At 48.0% G+C, this 19,139-nt stretch carries 18 protein-coding genes and 2 pseudogenes; 1 reads left to right on the top strand and 19 read right to left on the bottom strand.

What is annotated here, in order from left to right:
* Positions 1–16 precede the first annotated feature (16 nt).
* The 8 genes and pseudogenes from CD05_RS0104985 to CD05_RS17555 form a co-directional block, all read right to left on the bottom strand.
* Positions 17–802, bottom strand: a pseudogene (locus CD05_RS0104985) (DUF3387 domain-containing protein); the annotation flags it as partial.
* A 161-nt stretch (positions 803–963) separates the two neighbouring features.
* Positions 964–1,884, bottom strand: coding sequence for a radical SAM mobile pair protein B (locus CD05_RS0104975; RefSeq protein ID WP_028509561.1), 921 nt, complete (start codon positions 1,882–1,884; stop codon positions 964–966).
* Positions 1,872–2,561, bottom strand: a complete 690-nt coding sequence (locus CD05_RS0104970; protein WP_028509560.1) for a radical SAM mobile pair protein A — start codon at positions 2,559–2,561, stop codon at positions 1,872–1,874. Before CD05_RS0104970 ends, CD05_RS0104975 begins: the two co-directional genes overlap by 13 nt.
* A complete protein-coding gene (locus CD05_RS0104965; protein WP_028509559.1) occupies positions 2,558–2,989 on the bottom strand; it encodes a radical SAM mobile pair system MarR family transcriptional regulator in 432 nt (143 codons plus the stop codon). Before CD05_RS0104965 ends, CD05_RS0104970 begins: the two co-directional genes overlap by 4 nt.
* Positions 2,990–3,153: 164 nt before the next feature.
* Complete coding sequence (locus CD05_RS0104960) at positions 3,154–3,339, bottom strand: hypothetical protein (protein ID WP_028509558.1); 186 nt, start codon at positions 3,337–3,339, stop codon at positions 3,154–3,156.
* Positions 3,340–3,382: 43 nt separating this feature from the next.
* Positions 3,383–4,249 (bottom strand): EamA family transporter, encoded by an 867-nt coding sequence (locus CD05_RS0104955; protein WP_028509557.1) that lies wholly within the window; start codon positions 4,247–4,249, stop codon positions 3,383–3,385.
* Between the two features lie 233 nt (positions 4,250–4,482).
* Positions 4,483–5,079, bottom strand: a pseudogene (locus CD05_RS17560) (type I restriction-modification system subunit M N-terminal domain-containing protein); the annotation flags it as partial.
* A 198-nt stretch (positions 5,080–5,277) separates the two neighbouring features.
* Positions 5,278–5,583: a helix-turn-helix transcriptional regulator gene (locus CD05_RS17555; RefSeq protein ID WP_037322809.1), complete on the bottom strand. Its 306-nt coding sequence runs from the start codon at positions 5,581–5,583 to the stop codon at positions 5,278–5,280.
* Between the two features lie 123 nt (positions 5,584–5,706).
* Here CD05_RS17555 and CD05_RS20835 point away from each other — a divergent pair, with 123 nt between their 5' ends.
* Positions 5,707–6,177: a hypothetical protein gene (locus tag CD05_RS20835; RefSeq protein ID WP_028509556.1), complete on the top strand. Its 471-nt coding sequence runs from the start codon at positions 5,707–5,709 to the stop codon at positions 6,175–6,177.
* Between the two features lie 162 nt (positions 6,178–6,339).
* Here CD05_RS20835 and lysS read toward each other — a convergent pair whose 3' ends face one another.
* The 11 genes from lysS to CD05_RS0104885 form a co-directional block, all read right to left on the bottom strand.
* Positions 6,340–7,920, bottom strand: a complete 1,581-nt coding sequence (lysS, locus tag CD05_RS0104935) for a lysine--tRNA ligase (RefSeq protein WP_028509555.1) — start codon at positions 7,918–7,920, stop codon at positions 6,340–6,342.
* 230 nt (positions 7,921–8,150) lie between these two features.
* On the bottom strand, positions 8,151–8,630 hold the full coding sequence (greA, locus tag CD05_RS0104930) for a transcription elongation factor GreA (RefSeq protein ID WP_028509554.1): 480 nt from the start codon (positions 8,628–8,630) through the stop codon (positions 8,151–8,153).
* A gap of 246 nt (positions 8,631–8,876) precedes the next feature.
* Complete coding sequence (locus tag CD05_RS0104925) at positions 8,877–9,491, bottom strand: regulatory protein RecX (RefSeq protein ID WP_028509553.1); 615 nt, start codon at positions 9,489–9,491, stop codon at positions 8,877–8,879.
* Positions 9,492–9,500: 9 nt separating this feature from the next.
* Complete coding sequence (recA, locus tag CD05_RS17550; protein WP_051588836.1) at positions 9,501–10,712, bottom strand: recombinase RecA; 1,212 nt, start codon at positions 10,710–10,712, stop codon at positions 9,501–9,503.
* A 196-nt stretch (positions 10,713–10,908) separates the two neighbouring features.
* Entirely contained in the window at positions 10,909–11,769 is an 861-nt protein-coding gene (gene prmC, locus CD05_RS17545) for a peptide chain release factor N(5)-glutamine methyltransferase (protein WP_051588835.1), read from the bottom strand.
* Positions 11,763–12,728: a DUF1385 domain-containing protein gene (locus CD05_RS0104910; RefSeq protein WP_028509552.1), complete on the bottom strand. Its 966-nt coding sequence runs from the start codon at positions 12,726–12,728 to the stop codon at positions 11,763–11,765. The genes prmC and CD05_RS0104910 overlap by 7 nt, the downstream gene beginning before the upstream one ends.
* 35 nt (positions 12,729–12,763) lie before the next feature.
* The gene (locus CD05_RS0104905; RefSeq protein WP_028509551.1) at positions 12,764–14,245 is read right to left on the bottom strand and encodes a HAMP domain-containing sensor histidine kinase; all 1,482 of its coding nucleotides are present in this window, start codon (positions 14,243–14,245) and stop codon (positions 12,764–12,766) included.
* A 13-nt stretch (positions 14,246–14,258) separates the two neighbouring features.
* Positions 14,259–14,957, bottom strand: coding sequence for a response regulator transcription factor (locus CD05_RS0104900; RefSeq protein WP_028509550.1), 699 nt, complete (start codon positions 14,955–14,957; stop codon positions 14,259–14,261).
* Positions 14,958–15,045: 88 nt separating this feature from the next.
* Positions 15,046–16,392 (bottom strand): hypothetical protein, encoded by a 1,347-nt coding sequence (locus tag CD05_RS0104895; protein ID WP_028509549.1) that lies wholly within the window; start codon positions 16,390–16,392, stop codon positions 15,046–15,048.
* A 219-nt stretch (positions 16,393–16,611) separates the two neighbouring features.
* The gene (locus CD05_RS0104890; RefSeq protein WP_028509548.1) at positions 16,612–17,463 is read right to left on the bottom strand and encodes a hypothetical protein; all 852 of its coding nucleotides are present in this window, start codon (positions 17,461–17,463) and stop codon (positions 16,612–16,614) included.
* A gap of 164 nt (positions 17,464–17,627) precedes the next feature.
* Positions 17,628–18,848: a phosphoglycerate kinase gene (locus CD05_RS0104885; RefSeq protein WP_028509547.1), complete on the bottom strand. Its 1,221-nt coding sequence runs from the start codon at positions 18,846–18,848 to the stop codon at positions 17,628–17,630.
* Positions 18,849–19,139 lie beyond the last annotated feature (291 nt).

Here is a 19,139-nt window from a genome sequence, read left to right as displayed (position 1 = left end):
ACCTACATAATGATTATTAGTAATGCTTGTTTTCTGCAAAAAAGCTATTATCTACCCACAATTCGCACTGGCTCATAACTGTTGCCACCGCATCGTCCATTCCCTCCGGCGGATAGCGATGACTTTTCAGAAGTTTCTTTATCATCATACGCATTCTGGCTCTTGCACTCTCACGCTTTTGCCAGTCGATCGTTCGATTACGGCGAAGCTTATCGGCAAGCTCCTTTGTGATAGCGATAAGTTCCTCATTCTCGTAGAAGTCTTTTATCGCCTGCGGTTTGGTGAGTGCATCGTAGAAAGCAAGCTCATCAGCAGTCAGACCGAGATCTTCACCTGCTTTTTGGGCTTCTCTGATCTGCTTTGCAAGATTGAGCATTTCCTGAATGACTTCCTCATTGGTCAGCATACCGTTGAGATAGCGGTTCATAGCACTTTGCATGATCTCGCTGAATTTCTCCGATTTTACAAGGTTTGTCCGCTTGTAGATATGCACCTGTTCAGCAATCAGGCGTTTCAGAAGCTCAACAGCAAGGTTCTTTTCCTTCATTTTGGAGATCTCCTCCAAGAATTTCGGATCAAACAGCGAGAAGTCCTGTTCCTTGTCGGAGAAAAGGTTGATAACGCCGTCGCTCTTGATGCTCTGCTTCAACAGTTCATTGATCTTAGCATTTATCTCAGGGAGCGAGAGCTTTTTGCCGCCGCCCTGATTGAGAATACGCATCAGCAGAACACGCACCGCTTCAAAGAATGCGGCTTCTTCACGTTCATCTTCCTCAGCGATAGAGGAACACAGCGAGAGTGACGGAGTTCCGGGAAACAGACTGGCTGGCGATGGTGGACTACATCACCGTTCACAGCAAGGACGACATCCGGGTGACCTTCAAGGACGGCACCGAGATCAAAGCATAACCCAACAGACGCAGCAACGCCTCTGAACCACATCGGCTCGGATGCGTTTCTACGTTATATTTCTAATTTATTTCGTTTTCCAGTATTATCCGACCCTCTGATCTCTTCGTGGTAGAAATAATCCACTATTACTGGATGCCCCTGCGGAACCCTGCCATATGGCATTTCATTATCCACGAACGGACAGTCATATGTCTTTGCCATTTCTTCCGCTTTTTTCTCCAATGCTTCAAAGTAGCTGCGATTATGCTTGTTGTATATCTCATCATAAAGTGGCAAAAGATCAGGACGCTTTTCGGCAATATAATCCATAATTGTCTTCTTGAAGCCGCCTCGCAGATTCAGATTCTCAAGCCAGAACAAATCGCATTGATTATGCACACGCTCAAAAATGGCTTCCAAGTCTGTGATGCCGGGAAATACGGGAGATACGAAACAGACTGTGCGGATACCTGCATCGTATATCTTTTTCATGGCGGCAATTCTGCGTTCAATGCTGACTGCGGCATCCATTTCGTTTTTGAAATTCTCATCAAGCGTATTTATCGACCACGAAACGGTAACCTGTCCCAGCTTTTTCAGCAGATCAATGTCACGCACTACCAGATCGGACTTCGTGCAGATCAGGATATCCGCACCGCTGCCGATAAGCTGCTCCAACAGCTTTCTTGTATTGCCAAACCGCTCCTCTTGCGGATTGTATCCGTCAGTGACCGAGCCGATTACCACTCGCTGACCGGAATACTTCTTCGGATTTTTTATTTTAGGCCAACGCTTAACATCGAGAAAGGTTCCCCATTCTTCAGCATGTCCAGTAAAGCGTTTCATAAATGAAGCATAGCAGTACTTACAGGCATGGGTACATCCCACGTAGGGATTCACAGAATATCCGCCCACGGGCAGACTGGATTTTGTCATGATATTTTTTGTTTCGACCTCACCGATGAGAACGCCGTCCATATTTATCTGTGCCATGCTCTTTGTTCCTCCAATACCTTATTAAAAGACTCCGGCAGCTCCTGAATCATATTTTCATCCCCAATGATAGGTTCAAGATCTTCCTTCATAAAAACGGGAATTCCGGCTTCGTGTGCCTGATCCGTAAGTGACCATGCCCATTCCGGCTCGGTACGCACCTTCTTGCTTTGCGCTCCGGTCATGGTACCGACAACGAGCCAATCAATGCAGGAAAGGTCTACTTCACTGGGATCATCAAACAGCGGTTCAAATGTCACATGATAATGCTTTGCCCGGATATTCTTCCGAAGAGCATCGATTCTCCATAGTTCTGACTTTCTCGTTACCGTCACTCCGAACCACGCATTATCAAGGTCTGTATCAAAATTTAACAAATCGGGTCGCTTGCTCAGAAAGAGAAACTGGTGCTGTGGGTTTTCACGTATCTTCGCAAACACCTCGTTCCGCCATTCATCCTGCCAACCGGCAAGATCGCTCATACCGGTTAGCAGAAAATTCTGCGGACGTTTTTTTTCCATCATTTTGAGCTTCCCCGGAAAAAACTCCGGTTTGGCAAAATCATCGATCATATGCCAGCGTTTCACGTTGTTACGGGCGTAGCAGTATTGACAGCCAACAGTACAGCCGATGACCAGATTCATGTTCTGTATCTGGTCCTTTATACAAACGCTCATTCTTCACGCCACCCTTCAAGATTTTTTTGAATGCGTTCGAGATATGACTCAAACTGCACAATCTCGTTTTCCGAAAAGCCTTTATAATAGATCCTGCCCATTCCGGCAGAGACATCGTCATAATCAACTTTTAATTTATGTGCTTTTTCAGTAAGATAGAGAAGTGTTTTTCGCTTATCCTGCTGATCCTGTTCACGGCGGATAAGGCCGCTTTTCTCCATTCTTTCAAGCATGGTAGTAAGCGATGTGATGGCAAGACCACATTTTTCCGACACGGTTTTGATTGGCACACCGTCCTCCTGCCATAGCGCATAAAGAATACGTCCCTGTGCGCCATTGAAGGCGTCGATGCCTTTTTTTAATAAAATCCGCTCGAAAACCCTGTCCCCAAGCTGTTTTATTTTCGTTACTAAAAATCCACCATTCATCACAGATACTCCTATATCGTAGTTTCTATAATTCTACTATATAGGAGTGTTTTTGTCAATGGATAAACTGTGAACACTCTTCCAGATAAATGAATAATATATATCACCGAAACAGAGAAACGCCTCTGAACCACATCGGCTCGGAGGCGTTTTGTTATTTCTGCTTAGGCGGACAGATCTTCGGCAGGATTCGGCAGGATTTCAAGGAAGTGCTGACCGATCTTTTCTGCGTCATATCCGTTTGCCTCGCAGATGAACCGAACTGTATCCGGCAAAAGGATGTGGCCCTTTGCTTTCTCCGCTTTGTATTTCTGCCACACTTCGTATTCCTTATTTGTGATTTGCTTCATGGGCGGTCACCTCGTTAAACTAGAATTTGCCGTTATTTGTTTCCTATGCCCAGATTGCCATCGCCAAAGTGCCGACAACGATCAGAATCAACCCGGCAAGCGCCTTTCTGCTCAACTTTTCTTTGAATACGAAATAGGAAAAAGCGACGGAAACGATAATGCTGAGCTTATCGATCGGTACGACAACGCTGACGACGCCGTTCTGTATGGAGTAATAGTAACAGAGCCATGATGCGCCTGTGGCAATCCCGGACAGAGCTATGAATACAAGTTCTTTGGAATCAGTATTTTTCAGTTCAGCACCTTTGCCTTTAACGAAAACGATCAGCCAAGCCATAACAAGAACAACACCTGTACGAATCGCCGTCCCGAGATTTGATTCTACATCCGTTATGCCAATCTTTCCCAGAATAGAGGTCAGGGTAGCAAAAACAGCGGAACCGATTGCGTAGGGCAGCCACGTGCGCTTTGTGTCCTTTGCTTCAGTTTTCTTCTTTTCGATCATCAGAAACACGCCTGCCGCAAGAAGCGCAGTACCGATCAGCTTGACCGCCAGATGTTCTGTCTCACTGAAAAGGATGATTGCGAGAAGCACTGTCAGAACCGTGCTGGATTTATCGACGGGAACGACCTTGTTCACATCGCCGACGGACAGGGCTTTAAAATAGCAGATCCACGAGGCTCCTGTCGCAAGGCCGGACAGAATTAAGAAGAGGATAGATTTTGCCGATATTTCCGTGATCGTTCCGGCAGAGCCAACGATAAACACCATGATCCAGGCAAAAAGGAGTACAACGACCGTCCGCAGAGCAGTCGCCACGTCTGAATCAGTCTTTTTGATCCCGCATTTCGCAAGTATCGCCGTAAGTCCGGCAAAGAGCGCGGACAAAGCCGCCATGATCAGCCACATATCTTCCCCTTATTCATTGTCATATACTCTGGTAATTCTCGTCCATCAAATATCTCTAAGAGAAATCCCGATTTCTTGTCGTCTATTATACCGACGATGTATGAACATTTCTACTGATAAAAACAGCCGGGACACACCGACTTCCACAACTTACCCCTCAAACGCCAACTTACCCCTCAAGCGGCAAAATCGGCGGAGGGATAATTAAATTGTATCAATCTCGGTGTTTTTATATCGTAAACACGGCAGTTTTCAAACGGGCGCAGTATCTCAACCAGTGTGCGAACAACACTTGAAGGCGTGTAGAACTCACCGCCCTTAACGCCCTCATAGGCTGCAAACTGAGCAATACAGTATTCGTAGGTGCGACCGAGCAAGTCCTTGCTGTCCTCCGTGTCGGTCATATCCATATTGGTGAACAAATCGACCACATCACCGAGAACACGCTTGTCGAGATCGGGGCTTGCATAGTTCTTTGGGAGAACATTCTTCAAGGTCTTGTTTTCTTCCTCGATAGCTCTCATAGCATCATCAATGACCGAGCCAATCTCAGGCGTATGGGCGGCAGCAGACACCACAGACCACCGTGCCTTTTCAGGCACGAAGAAGATATTGTCCATAAGGTATGCGTCAGGCTCGTCCTCAAAGCCGTCACCCTCAGCCACAAGCTCGTTATAACGCTTCTCAAAAGCACTTGATATGTAACGCAGGAAGATAAGTCCCACGATAACTTTTCTGTATTCGGCAGCCGGAATATGCCCCCACAACACGCAGGCAGCATCCCAAATCTGCTTCTCAAAGCCAATATTGGCGGTATTCTTTTCAGCCATAGTATTTACACCTCTTAAACCTACGCTTACAGCGAGGTATTATCCATTATATTATAGCACAATCTGCACAAATAGTCAATGATTCGACAGCGAAAAATCTATATTTTTCACTGGGGATTTTTCGCAATTATACGATTTCGGCAGATAAAACGAAAGGCTATCGCATTCCGCAATAGCCTTTGATTTGCCATTATTCACTCAGACAAGCGTTTTCAAGAATTGCAGGAGCTTTTCTGCCCTTTCATCGGAAAGCATACGATAGCACTCTACAAGCTCCCTCTCGTTACTGTTCAGGTAGGACACATCTTCCGAGTCTCTGAACATCTCCGCAAGAGATAACCCCAAAGGTTTTACCAAGCGACTAAGCGTATCGAAAGAGGGATTGCGATCACCACGCTCCAAATCTCTTATGTGCGTTTCCGATACTCCCGAAATCTGGGACAGCTTGTATACGCTCAAATTCTTTGCTGTTCGGGCTTTTTTCAGCCGCTCTGCTATGTCCATCAGGCTCATCTCCTCTCTTTATCTATTATAGTACAGCACCACGCAAAAAATAAGTGCTGTATAGCGTTGTAAATGCACTTATTTTGCGTTATAATAGATAAAAGACAATTTGGAGGGATAACCATGAACATCTACACCGTCAGCTTTTTCGGCCATAGATACATAGAGCGTGGAACGGAGATAGAAAGCCGCCTTGACAAGCTCCTGCATGACCTGATAACGCAGAAGGAGTATGTTGACTTCCTGATCGGACGGGACGGAGAGTTTGATTTGCTTGCTTCTGCTGCCATTAAGCGAGCTATCCGCAGTTACGGGTACGGCAATACCCATTTTACGCTCGTTCTGCCATACATGAAAGCGGAGTACCGTGACAACGAAAAGGAGTACCTTGACTATTATGATGAAGTCGAGGTGTGTACCGAATCGTCCGAAGCTCACCCAAAGTCTGCTATCCAAGTCCGCAATCGGAGCATGATTGACCGATCAGACCTTATAGTGTGCTGTATTCAACACAAAAGCGGTGGAGCATACCGCACGATACAATACGCTGAGAAACAAGGCAAGAAGATAGTAAACCTTGCAGATGAAAACTAATACATATAAGATAACTCCCGAAGCTGACACCACAAGTCAACTTCGGGAGTTAATTATATTATGTTATACCAAGACCCTTTTTGCAATTTTCAAAAAATTGGTGTCAGATTGGTGTCAAATCACCGTGCCGTGTGCTCAAAAGCCTTGAAAATAGGGGGTGTTTTAATCCAGCGACTTCATCGTCGGGAACAGCAGCACATCCCTGATAGCAGGCGAGTTGGTAAGCAGCATGACAAGTCTGTCAATGCCGTAGCCGATGCCGCCTGTGGGGGGCATACCTATCTCGAGAGCACGCAGGAAGTCCTCGTCGGTGCGGTTTGCTTCCTCGTCGCCCTGCGAAAGAGCCTCCTCCTGAGCCTTGAAACGCTCACGCTGGTCGATCGGGTCGTTGAGCTCGGAGTATGCATTGCACATCTCCCAGCCGTTCATGAACAGCTCAAAACGCTCAACATGATCGGGGTCGTCGGGTTTGCGCTTGGTAAGCGGCGATATCTCGATCGGATGATCCATGATGAATGTCGGCTGAATGAGGTGCTTCTCAACGAACTCCTCAAAGAAGAGATTTAAGATGTCTCCCCTCTTGTGCCTTTCTTCAAACTCGATGTGATGCTCCTTTGCAGCAGCACGGGCGCCCTCGAGGTCTCTTATCTGTGAGAAATCAACACCGGAATACTTCTTAACAGCCTCGGTCATTGTAAGACGCTCAAAAGGCTTGCCGAGATCCATCTCGTTCTCGCCGTAGATTATCTTTGTAGTGCCGCATACAGTCTCGGCAAGATAACGAAACATATTCTCAGTCAAATCCATCATACCGTGATAGTCAGTGTATGCCTGGTAGAGCTCCATAAGTGTGAACTCAGGATTGTGCCTTGCATCAACGCCCTCGTTTCTGAAAACTCTGCCTATCTCGTAAACACGCTCCAAGCCGCCGACGATAAGTCTCTTAAGATAGAGCTCTAAGGAAATTCTCAGCTTAACGTCCTCGTCAAGAGCGTTGTAGTGTGTCTCAAAAGGCCTTGCAGCAGCGCCGCCGGCATTGGACACGAGCATAGGAGTCTCGACCTCCATAAAGCCCAGCTCGTCAAGATATCTTCTTATAGCGGAGATTATCTTTGAGCGCTTGATGAATGTGTCCTTTACCTCGGGGTTGCAGATAAGGTCTGTGTAGCGCTGTCTGTAGCGTGTGTCCTGATCCTTAAGGCCGTGCCACTTTTCAGGAAGAGGGAGCAGCGACTTGGAGAGCAGTGTTATCTCCTGCGCATGAACGGATATCTCGCCCATTCTTGTACGGAAAACAAAGCCCTTTATGCCTATGATATCGCCGATATCGCCCTTCTTGTAGTCCTGGAAAGCCTCAACGCCTACATCGTCACGCTTGACATACGACTGTATCTTGCCTGACTTGTCACGAAGGTCTAAGAAGCCTGCCTTGCCCATAAGTCTTCTTGACATTACTCTGCCTGCGATGCTGACTTCTACCTTGTTTTCTTCAAGCAGCTGTGCGAGCTTTTCCTCGTCGTCGCCTGCTTCGTCCTTAAGTCTTGCTTCGAGAGCCTCATAGTCAGCCCTTGCCTTAGCGCAGCTTGCAGTTACGTCATACTTTGTTATCTCAAACGGGTCTCTGCCCTGAGCCTTTAAGTCATTTAACTTGTCTATCCTTACCTGACGCAGGCCGTTTACCTGCTCAGCGGTAAGCTCTGCCTCCTCCTCGGGAGCAGCATTTACCTTCTTTTCTTCACTCATTTATTGTTTTACACCTGTCCTTTTCAATGCACAATTATTGTGTCCTGCTCAGCGCAGGACAGATGCCCATTCGGGCGTTCAAACCGAACTATGTCAACTAATTCTGATCTTTGCTGTGATCTGATTATTTTCAATGCACTTGATTTACACAATGCCATCGAAACACTTTTTATAATCCCTGCGCCGTCAGGCGCACACCTCAATTATGCATTATGCATTGTAAGCGTAGCTTACTTAGAGATATCTATTACCTCAAACTTGATAGTGCCCATAGGTGCTTCTACCTCGAACACCTCGCCGAGCTTCTTGCCGAGAGCTGCCTTGCCTATAGGCGACTCGTCCGAAATTTTACCCTCGTCGGGATCAGACTCAGTAGAACCAACGATCTGGAGCTCCTCTATCTCGTCGAGCTCAAGGTCACGCAGCTTGATAACAGAGCCTACGCCTATCTCATCAACAGAGATATCATCATCGTCAACAACATTAGCATTTGCGATGATATATTCAAGCTCATTGATCCTTGCTTCAAGTATAGCCTGGTCGTTTTTAGCTTCATCGTACTCAGCGTTCTCGGATAAGTCACCGAAAGAGCGGGCTTCCTTCAGCTTCTGAGCCACCTCACTTCTTCTGACGGTAACAAGATATTCGAGATCTTCCTGTAATTTCGCATAACCTGCCTTAGATACTGTACGACCCTTATTCTCTGCCATATTTATCAACTCCTAAATAGATTTTAAGACAATATCTCAAAATATAATTATACACTATAACAGGCGGTTTGTCAAGCCTTTTGGGAGCATTATTAAGGCAACACCGCACGAAGCCTTCAGGCGGTCTTTGTGCGGTGTTGCCTTAAGCAAGGGCAGGCATAAAACGCCCCCCTGCCGCTCGGCAAGGGGGTATGTGTTGAATACTTTTCGTGAAGGGGGCATTATCCAAGGGCGTGTCTGATGTTATCAGCCGATTTCTTCCTCTATCTCCTTCAGCACAGCCCTGATATCATCAAAGCTGTAGCCGTATCTCACGAGCGAGGCTGTCACCTTGCGGTTGCGGTCTTCATAGTCGAGCTTAGACATATACTTCTTTTCTATCAGCTGTCTGAGCCTTTCCCTGTAGCCGTCAGCGTAGGGCTCCAAGGCCTCGTCTATCAGGCTCTTTGGCAGACCCTTCTGCTTCATGTCATTCACTGCCCTGTAGCGCCCCATGAGCTTGACCTCGACCAGACGGCGTGCTAAGTTCTCGGCATAGCGCCTGTCGTTTATAACGCCTATCTCGGCGAGCTTATCGCAAACCTCGTAGCAGATATCCTCGGAATAATTGCGGCGCAGCTTGCCAAAAAGCTGAACGTAGGTGTTATCGCCGTAGTCCATAAGATACAGCCCACGCTCTCTGGCCTTGCGCAGGTCGTTGTCGTGGATAAGCTGGTCAACAGCCGCCTGCGGGATATCCATGCCCTTTTTGATATTGGCGGAATACACCACCTCGCTGTTTAAAAACAGCGGCTCGCAGTCTTCAAGCTCCACCTTGACGGTGCTGCCCTTGTAGGGGGCGATGTCGGTTATTTTTGGCATAACTGCTCCTTATACATCAACAGGCGAAAACTCCTCAAAATCCTCATCGGCCGAAACTGTCACATCGACCTTTGAAGCTCTGCCTGCCGGCTTGCTCTCAGCAGCAGGTGCAGCAGCCGCAGCAGCCTCGGCACGCTTTTCGAGCTCTGTCTTCTTTTCGTCGTCTCTTGAAACAAGGTCGTCCGAATCCTTGACAGTGTCCATTATCTTATGGAGTATCTCGTTCATGATATCCTCGTGTGCGAGCAGGAACTCCTTGGAATTCTCTCTGCCCTGGCCGAGCTTGTTATCCTCATAGCTGAACCATGCGCCGCCCTTCTTGATAAAGCCGAGCTCAACGCCTGCGTCAAGTATCTCGCCGACACGGGAAACACCCTTGCCGTAGAGCAGGTCGAATTCTGCCTCCTTGAACGGCGGTGCGACCTTGTTCTTGACTACCTTGCAGCGTGTGCGGTTGCCTATGACCTCAGAGCCGTCCTTGATCTGCTCGCCACGTCTTACCTCGATACGGACAGATGCGTAGAATTTGAGCGCTCTGCCGCCAGGGGTAGTCTCGGGGTTGCCGTACATTACGCCTATCTTCTCTCTTACCTGGTTGATGAACACAGCCACGCAGTTTGACTTGCTGATAACTGATGTGAGCTTTCTCATAGCCTGGCTCATAAGTCTTGCAAGCTGGCCGACGTGTGCATCGCCCATCTCGCCGTCTATCTCGGCCTTTGTTACCATAGCAGCGACCGAGTCGAGAACTATTACGTCAACAGCACCGGAGCGTGCGAGGTATTCTGCGATCGAAAGTGCGTCCTCGCCGCAGTCAGGCTGCGAAACGAGCATATCGTCGATATTGACGCCGAGCTTTCTTGCATACACCGGGTCAAGAGCGTGCTCAACGTCGATAAATGCAACGTTGCCGCCGAGCTTCTGAGCCTCAGCAACGATATGCAGCGCAACAGTCGTCTTACCGGAAGACTCAGGGCCGTATATCTCGATAACTCTGCCTCTCGGAACGCCGCCTATACCAAGCGCCATATCGAGCGTCATCGAGCCTGTTGAGATAGCCTCAACGTCCATAGCCTTATCCTCGCCGAGACGCATGATAGCGCCCTTGCCGAACTGCTTTTCTATTACTGATATCGCCGAGTCGAGCGCCTTTTTCTTTTCAGCCTCGTCGGTTATTTTAGTGACCTTTTCCTTTTCCTTCTTCTTCTTGTCGATAGCCATATCTTTTTCTCCTTTCGGTGTTTGCTAAGGGTTCTCCCCTTGCCTCATATATATTATAACATACTTTTCAAAAAAGTGGGTAACTTTTTTTGGACAGCAAAAATTTAATGCATAATGCATAATTCATAATGCATAATGAAGGTGTCCTGCTTCGCAGGACGGATTTTAAATGCAGGCGCACAACAATTATGCATTGTCAGTAGACCTTAACATTAGTTCCCTCAACATAAAAGCCTATCACTGCACGCTTTATGCCGCAGTAGTCAACGAACGAGCGCACGTCTTCAAAACCCGCCTGAATAAGTATCTCCATGACCTCCTCGGCCTGGGTGTGCCCTACCTCAAAGGCAAGCATACCGTTATTATTCAGGCGTGTCTTATAGGCTCGTGTGATGTCACGGTAAAAGTCAAGCCCGTCCTCGCCGCCGAAAAGTGCCTGTGCCGGCTCGTGCGTGACTTCCTTTTGAAGCTGCTCCATATCCTGCTTTGTCAGGTATGGCGGATTGCAGACTATTATATCAGCCTTTGGCAGATGGGATATCACCTCGCTGTCAAGGCAGTCACCGACTGTAAGTCTGACATTTGATCTATTAAGTGTGATATTCTCACGAAGGTATCCTGCTGCCTTTTCGCTTATCTCGACTGCGTGGACTTCTTTTGCCGAAAGCTCCTTTTCAAGAGCAAGTGAAATACAGCCGCTGCCCGAGCACAGGTCGATGATAAGAGGGTCAGGGGTGCGGTTTTTCCTTATCACAGTCTCGACAAGAGTTTCGGTGTCCTGTCTTGGGATAAGCACGCCCTCGCCCACTTTGACAGGCAGGCCGTAAAACTCCCACTCGCCTAAAATATACTGCAAGGGATAACCCTCGCAGCGTTTAGTTATATACTCATTAAAAAGCCCTGCCGCCTTTTCATCGGCAGGGGCGCTTTTACAGGTGAGCTCATATTTTACTCCGAATGCTTTCTCAAAGAGCTGTGCCGCATCAAACCTTGCGTTATCGTTGCCGCAGTCTTCAAGGGCTTTGACGGCACTTTCCAAAATATCCTTGTTTACCAACGGTCTTCCTCCGTATCTTCGGGAACGACTGCTTTAAGTGCGGCTATGGCACATTCTATCTGGCCGTCGTTCGGCTCGCTTGTGGTTATGCGCTGTATCCACAGGCCGGGGGCTGAGATAATGCGTGTGACGATATTATCATGCCTGCCTGCAAGCCTTATAAGCTCATAGGCTATACCCACGATGACCGGCAGGAGTGCGAGCTTAAATAGCATTCTCACAAATATATTATCCCACGGCACGCCCACAACGGTGAACACGAAAATGCTTATAAACAGCACAAGGAATATAAAGCTTGTGCCGCACCTCGGGTGGAAGCGGATATGCTTTTTGACGTTCTCGACTGTCAGCTCCTCGCCGCTCTCGTAGCAGGCTATCGTCTTATGCTCTGCACCGTGGTAGCGGTAGGTAGTCGCTATATCGCTCATAAACGATGTCAGCTTTGTATATGCAAGGAAAATGCTTATCTTCAGAACGCCCTCGATACAGTTTTTAGCAAACGGTGAGAGGGATATGATATGCTTATCTATCAGCTTTGAGATAAATGCCGGGAATATCATAAACAGCACCACGGCGATACCAAGCCCCAGCACCATTGACAAGCCCGAGACTATCGGCATCAGCTTATCGCCGAGCTTTTCTGTGAGCCATTTTTCAAACTTTGTCATTTCCTCCTCGTCGTCGTCCGTCATCTGCTTGTCGGCCGACTTGGAAAGGCACTTATAGCCGTCGATCAGGCTGTCGAGGAAGTTGAATATCCCCCTAAGGAAAGGCACCTTGCGGTAAAACGGCATATTATCGGGTGTATATTTGAGATCCCACACCTCAAGGTCTATCTCGCCGTTCGGGAGCCTGCAAGCCATAGCCTCTTTTTTGATGCTTTTCATCATAACGCCCTCTATGACCGCCTGGCCGCCTGTTTTAGCTTTGAATTTCTCGTTAGAGCTTTGATTGCTCATATCTTTTGTCCTCTTTCTATCTGTATGTATAAACTTTATAACTCGCCGCTGTTCTCGGTCGAGATTATCTCAACATTGACCTTTTCATTGTCAGCGCCTGACGACTTGCCCTCGTCTATAAAGGGCAGCTCCATGATAACAGTCGTGCCGACGTTCTCCTCGCTCCTGATATCGAGCGAGCCGCCGTGCATCCTCACTATCTCGTCAGCCACGGCAAGGCCTATGCCCGAGCCACGTCTTGTCTGGTTTGATTTAAAGAACTTCTGCTTTACCTTCGGCAGATCTTCCTTGCTTATGCCGATGCCTGTATCAGACACGCATATGACTATCATATCGCCCTGCTGGTAAGCCTCGACCGACACGGTATCGCCCTTGTCGGAATACTTTATGGCGTTATCGACTATGTTGATAAACACCTGTCTGAGCCTGTTTCTGTCGCCGTAGATAAAGGGCAGCATCTCGGGCTCGTAGTAGTTTAAAGTAATGCCGAGAGCCTTGGCACGCTGCTGGTAAATGAGCACCGTCTCGCCAAGCTCGGCAAGGATATCCATTTTAGCCTTTTGCAGATACAGCCTGCCGTCCTGGATACGGGAGAAGTCGAGCAGCTCCTCGACCATCTGCGAAAGGCGCTCTGTCTCGCTGGTGATAACACGCATACCCTTGATGAATGTCTCTCTGTCGTCTATGCTCATCATCGTCTCGCTCCAGCCCTTGATAGCCGTGAGCGGAGTCCTGAGCTCGTGCGAGACTGAGGAGATGAACTCGTTTTTCATCTGCTCGGTATTTGACAGCTCGTCCGCCATATAGTTTATCGAATCACACAGCTCGCCGAGCTCGTCGTTGGTCTGCTTTTCAAGTCGCTTTGAGAAGTCGCCCTTTGCGTACTGTCGTGCAACGTCGCCTATCTCGATAACAGGGTGAACTATGCCCTTGATAAAGAACATACCCGAGAAAAAGACTATAAGAATGATAAGCACGCCTATGAGCGTGATAATGACCGCAAAGCTGAGCACCTTACGGTCTATCTCGCTGAGTGACACTATCATTCTGAGCGCTTCATACTCACAGCCCTTGACCGAAAAGACTGTCGTGAAAGCCAGCACCTTTTCGCCGGTCGATGTTCTGTAGACCTCATAGCCGCTGCCTGTTGATGAAGCCTTAGCGCTCTCGTAGTCGGCAAAGGTCTTCTCCACCGGCTTGAAGCCTGAGGAGGTGATATCCACCTCGCCCTTCTGGTCTATCGCCATAAGCTCTATCTTATCCTTATCGGCATAGCCTGCAACGAGCGAGCGTATCTCGGAGTTATAGTTTACCGACTGTTCCTTCTCATTGAGGATAGAGCCTGTGATGACGTTCATCTTGGAGCTCAGGTACTGTCTGACAGAGCTGTAGTAATAGCTCCTTATCGACACGATAAGCAGTATCTCTATGATTATGAGCACAGCTATTATAACGCCCACGCCGTTTATCAGCCAGTGGGTGGTTATACTTTTTCTGCCTGCCTTAAATGCTTTCAAAACTATATCACACTCAATTCATAGCGCTCCACTTATACCCGAAGCCCCATATAGTCAGGATATACTTCGGGCTTGAAGGCTCGTCCTCTATCTTCATTCTTATTCTTCTTATATTTACGTCTACTATCTTATCATCACCGTAGTAGCTCTCGCCCCAGATATGGTTGAGGATAGATGTACGGTCAAGCGCTGTATTCTGGTTCTTGAAGAAATACTCCATTATCTGATACTCGACCTGTGTGAGGTCTATCTGCTTGCCGTTTTTGAACACTGTCCTGCTCTTAAGGTTAAGTGTGAAGGGGCCTGATGTAAGAAGCGACTGCTCCTCGGGCTTGACGTGAGACATACCCACTCTCCTGCACACAGCGTCAACTCTTGCGATAAGCTCGGAGATAGAGAAGGGCTTTGTGATATAGTCATCAGCGCCTATCATAAGAGACGATATCTTATCCATTTCCTGACTCTTGGCAGAAAGCATGATGATACCCATTGTGGTGTTTTTTTCTCTTATCTTCTTGCACACCTTCATACCGTCGATGCCGGGCATCATTATATCGAGCAGAGCTACATCGAAATTTCCCTGCTCCTCAAAGACCTTGAGAGCTTCCTCGCCGCAGTTGACATCTACGACCTCATAGCCGCTGCGCTTGAGGTTGATGACGACGAACTCTCTTATTGAATCCTCATCCTCGCAAACAAGAACCTTTTTCATAAAGAATTACCTGCCTTTCATTCGTTTTGCTGTTATTTCCACAATACATAATGATAAACAACTTCCCTGCTGTTTGCAAACAGCTTCATCAGCTTATTATCAGCAGGCTGTTTTTGACCTCATCGACTGTCGGTATCAGCTTTTCACGCCTTACTGTCGGCAGCTTGACGAGGTAGTTCATCTGACCCTTTTTTGCTATTATCTCATAGCCGTTGTCAATGAATTTCTCGCTGTCGTTTTCCGACTGCACTGCAATACGCATAAGCTCCGTCATATCGCTCGATATATCGCCTGTATAGCGGCAAAATACATACTCGCCTGACAAAGCGTCCTTCTTGACTGTCACCTCATCGCCCCAGCGTGAGAGGAAGTTGAGAAAATATCCGTCAGACAGCGAATAGAAGCCTGAATACTTCTGCTCGAAGTTATAGAAATCTCTGTAAACATACCATTCGGTGCGGTAGAGCTTATCCTCGTTAGAGATACTCTCATACCCCTTCATGACCGTTGTATGCGGCACCTCGACCACGCCGTCGCCGTCTATATCAGCGCTGTAGTAGCCCGGAAGCCTGACAGTATGCGGTGCGAGCTTTGACTGTCTCTGCGCTACAGGGTCCTGCATCGAGCCGTAGCGGTAGAAAAGCAGCTCTGTCTGGAGCTCGCCTTTGGAGTTTATGCCGTCAACATACACAGCATACGAGCTGTCTTCAAGCCTGCCGACCGAGCTTCTGACATAATCGACCATGTTATCGCACATCGAGATACTGCCCTCGCTGACTATCTCGTTATTCCTTATCCTGAGCAAGGAAGCCGATGCGCCGGACGGAGAGCCGTTCTCGTCAGTTGATGACTTGACTGTTATGAAATTCTTATACCCGTCGCCGTCTATATCGGCAGATTCGAGTATCGTATAGCTGTCTGAGCCGATACGGTCAAAGCTGCCGTCTTTATACCTGTATATTTCAAGAGACTTATCAGCAGTACCGATATTCTGATAGCCGACGACTATATTTGCAGCAGAGCTTGCGCCCTCGTTGGATATCATTACCCTGTCAACATCTGTGCCTGCGCCTGCAAGCTCCTTTACCGAATACCAGTTGCCTTCGCCGTCGGTATCGAGAAGGTTTAAGCGTATGCCCTCAGAGCCGTCAATCATCGAGGTATACTGGTAGAAGACCAGCGCCTCGTTATCAGGCTCATCGTCGATATTGGCGATAACATACGCCGAGCGGTTGTCGCCGTTTCGGGGGTATTTGAGCGTTATACTGCCGCCGACGCTGTTTATCAGCGCCTTATGTATCAGGCTCTGCTGTTCGGAGAGCTTAGGTGCTGTAAGTGCGCCCTCAGCCGAAAAGCCCGTAAGCGTACACGAGCTAAGAGCAAGCGTCATCGCTGCCGACACTATTAAAGCAGCTGTCTTACCTACACGTCGCATGGGTCACTCTCCTTATGATTTTGCCTATAATTACTCATAGTAAAATTATATCACAATCAAATGAAAAAGTCAATAAAAACTAAAGTCTTAATACGCACACATTAATCTTTTCAGGTGCTCAGACACACCAGGCAGACAAAAAGCTCCCCCTGCGGCGGTCAAAGCATAAGAGAGCCGTCCGGGAGAGCATATTTATTGGTATTGATAAAGGGGCAGAGCCTACTGCATCTGTGACTCAAAGACATCGTGTCTTATCTTTCTTGCAAGGGCAAAGCTGATATCAAGCGAGTGCAGCACGCTGTCACGCTGCCAGGGGTATTTATACTTCTGGCAGTTTATTGCAGCCTGGCGAGCAGCTTCGATAGCACGCTGTGCTTCAAACTCGTTGCCGTCAAGGATAAACAGCTCGGCCATTATCATATAAGGGCTGTGAGCACGGTCGGGGTGAGCCGCTGCTGCCTCAGCCGCCTTGATACGGAAGCCCTCGGCAGTCTGGAAATCACGTCTTATCGCTGAGCAGAGTGCGGCATCATCATAGAAAGAGCAGGCACTGCCGCCCTCGCCGCAGAAGAACTTTTCAAGCTGGCCACGGCTCGCATCGAATATATCGAGCGCCTGTCTATAGCGGCCTGTACAGAGGTAGAGCCATATATAGGTCTTATAGTACCAAGGCTTTGACAGCGGCCCCTGGAGAGACTCACCGGGCGTTCTGTTAAGCACCTGCTCCGCCTCATCGTAGCGTTCAAGGAAGCAGAGGGCGTTTGCGTAGTTGACAAGCTGGATATTTGATAGTTTATTCTTTACAAACTGCTTTCGCAGAGCATCGACATACTCGGGGCATATACCCTTTGCCTTGAATATCTTCAAAGACTCACGCTGGACAAACATTATCTTTACAATCCACGCAAAAATAAACGCAGCGCCCACGCCGTTAAACATAGCAAGGCAGGTCCTGAATGTTTTATAGTCAAACTGCTCGTCCTGCGAGCAGAATACTGCAAAGATGATACCGAGAACGGCGTTATAGCCGAATACGATGATAGATGCATATTTTATTGAGTTTTTGGTCACGATATACCCCCCCTTATTTGCAGTTAAGAGTTAACGGTCATTGTATCGTATGCGCCGGTGATATGCACATTCGGGCGCAAATGATGTGAAACTCATACGATGTCAATCGTACACGAAAAAAGAGGCAAGAGGCTCTCACCTCTCACCTCTTTGAAAGTGCATGATTACTTGTCAGCTATTACATCAATGCCGGGGAGAACCTTGCCCTCGAGGTATTCAAGGGAAGCACCGCCGCCTGTGGAGATGTGGCTCATCTTATCAGAGAAGCCGAGCTGGATAACTGCTGCTGCGCTGTCGCCGCCGCCGATGATAGTTGTAGCGTCTGTCTCAGCAAGGCTCTTAGCAACTGCTATTGTGCCCTTTGCAAGTACAGGGTTCTCGAACACGCCCATAGGACCGTTCCATACAACTGTCTTAGCGCTCTTAACAGCCTCAGCATAGAGTTCTGCTGTCTTTGTGCCGATATCAAGACCCATCTGGTCAGCAGGGATCTTGTCAGCGTCTACTATTTCTACAGCGATCTCAGCATCTATCGGATCAGGGAAAGCCTTAGCGATAGTTGTGTCAACAGGGAGAAGGAGCTTCTTGCCCTTTGCTGCTGCCTTTTCGATCATTTCCTTGCAGTAGTCGATCTTTGTATCGTCAACGAGAGATGTGCCGACTTCCTTGCCCTGTGCCTTAAGGAATGTATATGCCATACCGCCGCCGATGATAAGTGTATCGCACTTCTCGATGAGGTTATTGATAACGTTGAGCTTATCAGCTACCTTAGCGCCGCCGAGGATAGCTACGAAAGGACGAACCGGATCCTCAACTGCGTTGCCGAGGAAGTTGATCTCCTTCTGCATAAGATAGCCTACTGCTGTCTCCTTAACGAACTTTGTAACGCCTGCTGTTGATGCGTGTGCTCTGTGAGCAGAACCGAAAGCGTCCATTACGAATACTTCGTCGTCAACGAGATCTGCGAGCTCCTTAGCAAAGCCCTCGCCGTTCTTTGTCTCCTCGTCGCCACGGAAACGTGTATTCTCAAGAACAACGATCTCGCCGTCAGCCATAGCTGCAACTGCTGCCTTAGCGTTGTCGCCTACAACTGTATCGTCAGCTGCGAATGTAACCTTTGTCTTAACGAGCTCAGCAAGTCTGTCTGCTGCCGGCTTAAGGGAGAACTTAGCCTCAGGGCCGTTCTTCGGCTTGCCGAGATGCGAGCAGAGAACTACCTTTGCGCCGCCCTCTGTGAGCTTATTGATAGTAGGGAGTGCTGCTGTGATCCTGTTATCGTTTGTGATAACGCCGTCCTTGAGCGGAACGTTGAAGTCAACTCTGACTAAGACCTTCTTGCCCTTGACATTAAGATCCTCAACTGTTACCTTGTTTAAACCTGCCATAATCTGACACCTCTCATAAATTATTTCCGATAAATCGGTTACGTCATGTTGTTAATGGTTTAACAACTCTAAATACTATTATATAATACTTTGCCGGAAAAATCAAGAGGTTTTTAAAAATTTCATAATGCAGGATGCATAATACATAATTAAGGTGTCGGCTTTGCAGACGCAGGCTCATTCGGACGTGTTACCGGGAGGCTTACCTTCAAGCGGGCGCTCTCGCTATCCTGCGCTGCAATGTAGGGCTTTGCGCTCGCCCCACGACCTTAGAATTCCCCCAAATACTGA

Source organism: Ruminococcus sp. NK3A76 (assembly GCF_000686125.1).
Lineage (GTDB): Bacteria > Bacillota > Clostridia > Oscillospirales > Ruminococcaceae > NK3A76.
The sequence above is the reverse complement of the archived record's forward strand: the minus strand, read 5'-3'. Positions and strand labels throughout refer to the sequence as shown.

Excerpts from the sequence above, each read along its gene's own strand:
- CD05_RS0104975 (WP_028509561.1), bottom strand. The coding sequence starts at position 1,884 with ATGGCACAGATAAATATGGACGGCGTTCTCATCGGTGAGGTCGAAACA.
- CD05_RS0104970 (WP_028509560.1), bottom strand. The coding sequence starts at position 2,561 with ATGAGCGTTTGTATAAAGGACCAGATACAGAACATGAATCTGGTCATC.
- CD05_RS0104965 (WP_028509559.1), bottom strand. The coding sequence starts at position 2,989 with ATGAATGGTGGATTTTTAGTAACGAAAATAAAACAGCTTGGGGACAGG.
- CD05_RS0104960 (WP_028509558.1), bottom strand. The coding sequence starts at position 3,339 with ATGAAGCAAATCACAAATAAGGAATACGAAGTGTGGCAGAAATACAAA.
- CD05_RS0104955 (WP_028509557.1), bottom strand. The coding sequence starts at position 4,249 with ATGTGGCTGATCATGGCGGCTTTGTCCGCGCTCTTTGCCGGACTTACG.
- CD05_RS17555 (WP_037322809.1), bottom strand. The coding sequence starts at position 5,583 with ATGGACATAGCAGAGCGGCTGAAAAAAGCCCGAACAGCAAAGAATTTG.
- CD05_RS20835 (WP_028509556.1), top strand. The coding sequence starts at position 5,707 with ATGAACATCTACACCGTCAGCTTTTTCGGCCATAGATACATAGAGCGT.
- lysS (WP_028509555.1), bottom strand. The coding sequence starts at position 7,920 with ATGAGTGAAGAAAAGAAGGTAAATGCTGCTCCCGAGGAGGAGGCAGAG.
- greA (WP_028509554.1), bottom strand. The coding sequence starts at position 8,630 with ATGGCAGAGAATAAGGGTCGTACAGTATCTAAGGCAGGTTATGCGAAA.
- CD05_RS0104925 (WP_028509553.1), bottom strand. The coding sequence starts at position 9,491 with ATGCCAAAAATAACCGACATCGCCCCCTACAAGGGCAGCACCGTCAAG.
- recA (WP_051588836.1), bottom strand. The coding sequence starts at position 10,712 with ATGGCTATCGACAAGAAGAAGAAGGAAAAGGAAAAGGTCACTAAAATA.
- CD05_RS0104910 (WP_028509552.1), bottom strand. The coding sequence starts at position 12,728 with ATGAGCAATCAAAGCTCTAACGAGAAATTCAAAGCTAAAACAGGCGGC.
- CD05_RS0104900 (WP_028509550.1), bottom strand. The coding sequence starts at position 14,957 with ATGAAAAAGGTTCTTGTTTGCGAGGATGAGGATTCAATAAGAGAGTTC.
- CD05_RS0104895 (WP_028509549.1), bottom strand. The coding sequence starts at position 16,392 with ATGCGACGTGTAGGTAAGACAGCTGCTTTAATAGTGTCGGCAGCGATG.
- CD05_RS0104885 (WP_028509547.1), bottom strand. The coding sequence starts at position 18,848 with ATGGCAGGTTTAAACAAGGTAACAGTTGAGGATCTTAATGTCAAGGGC.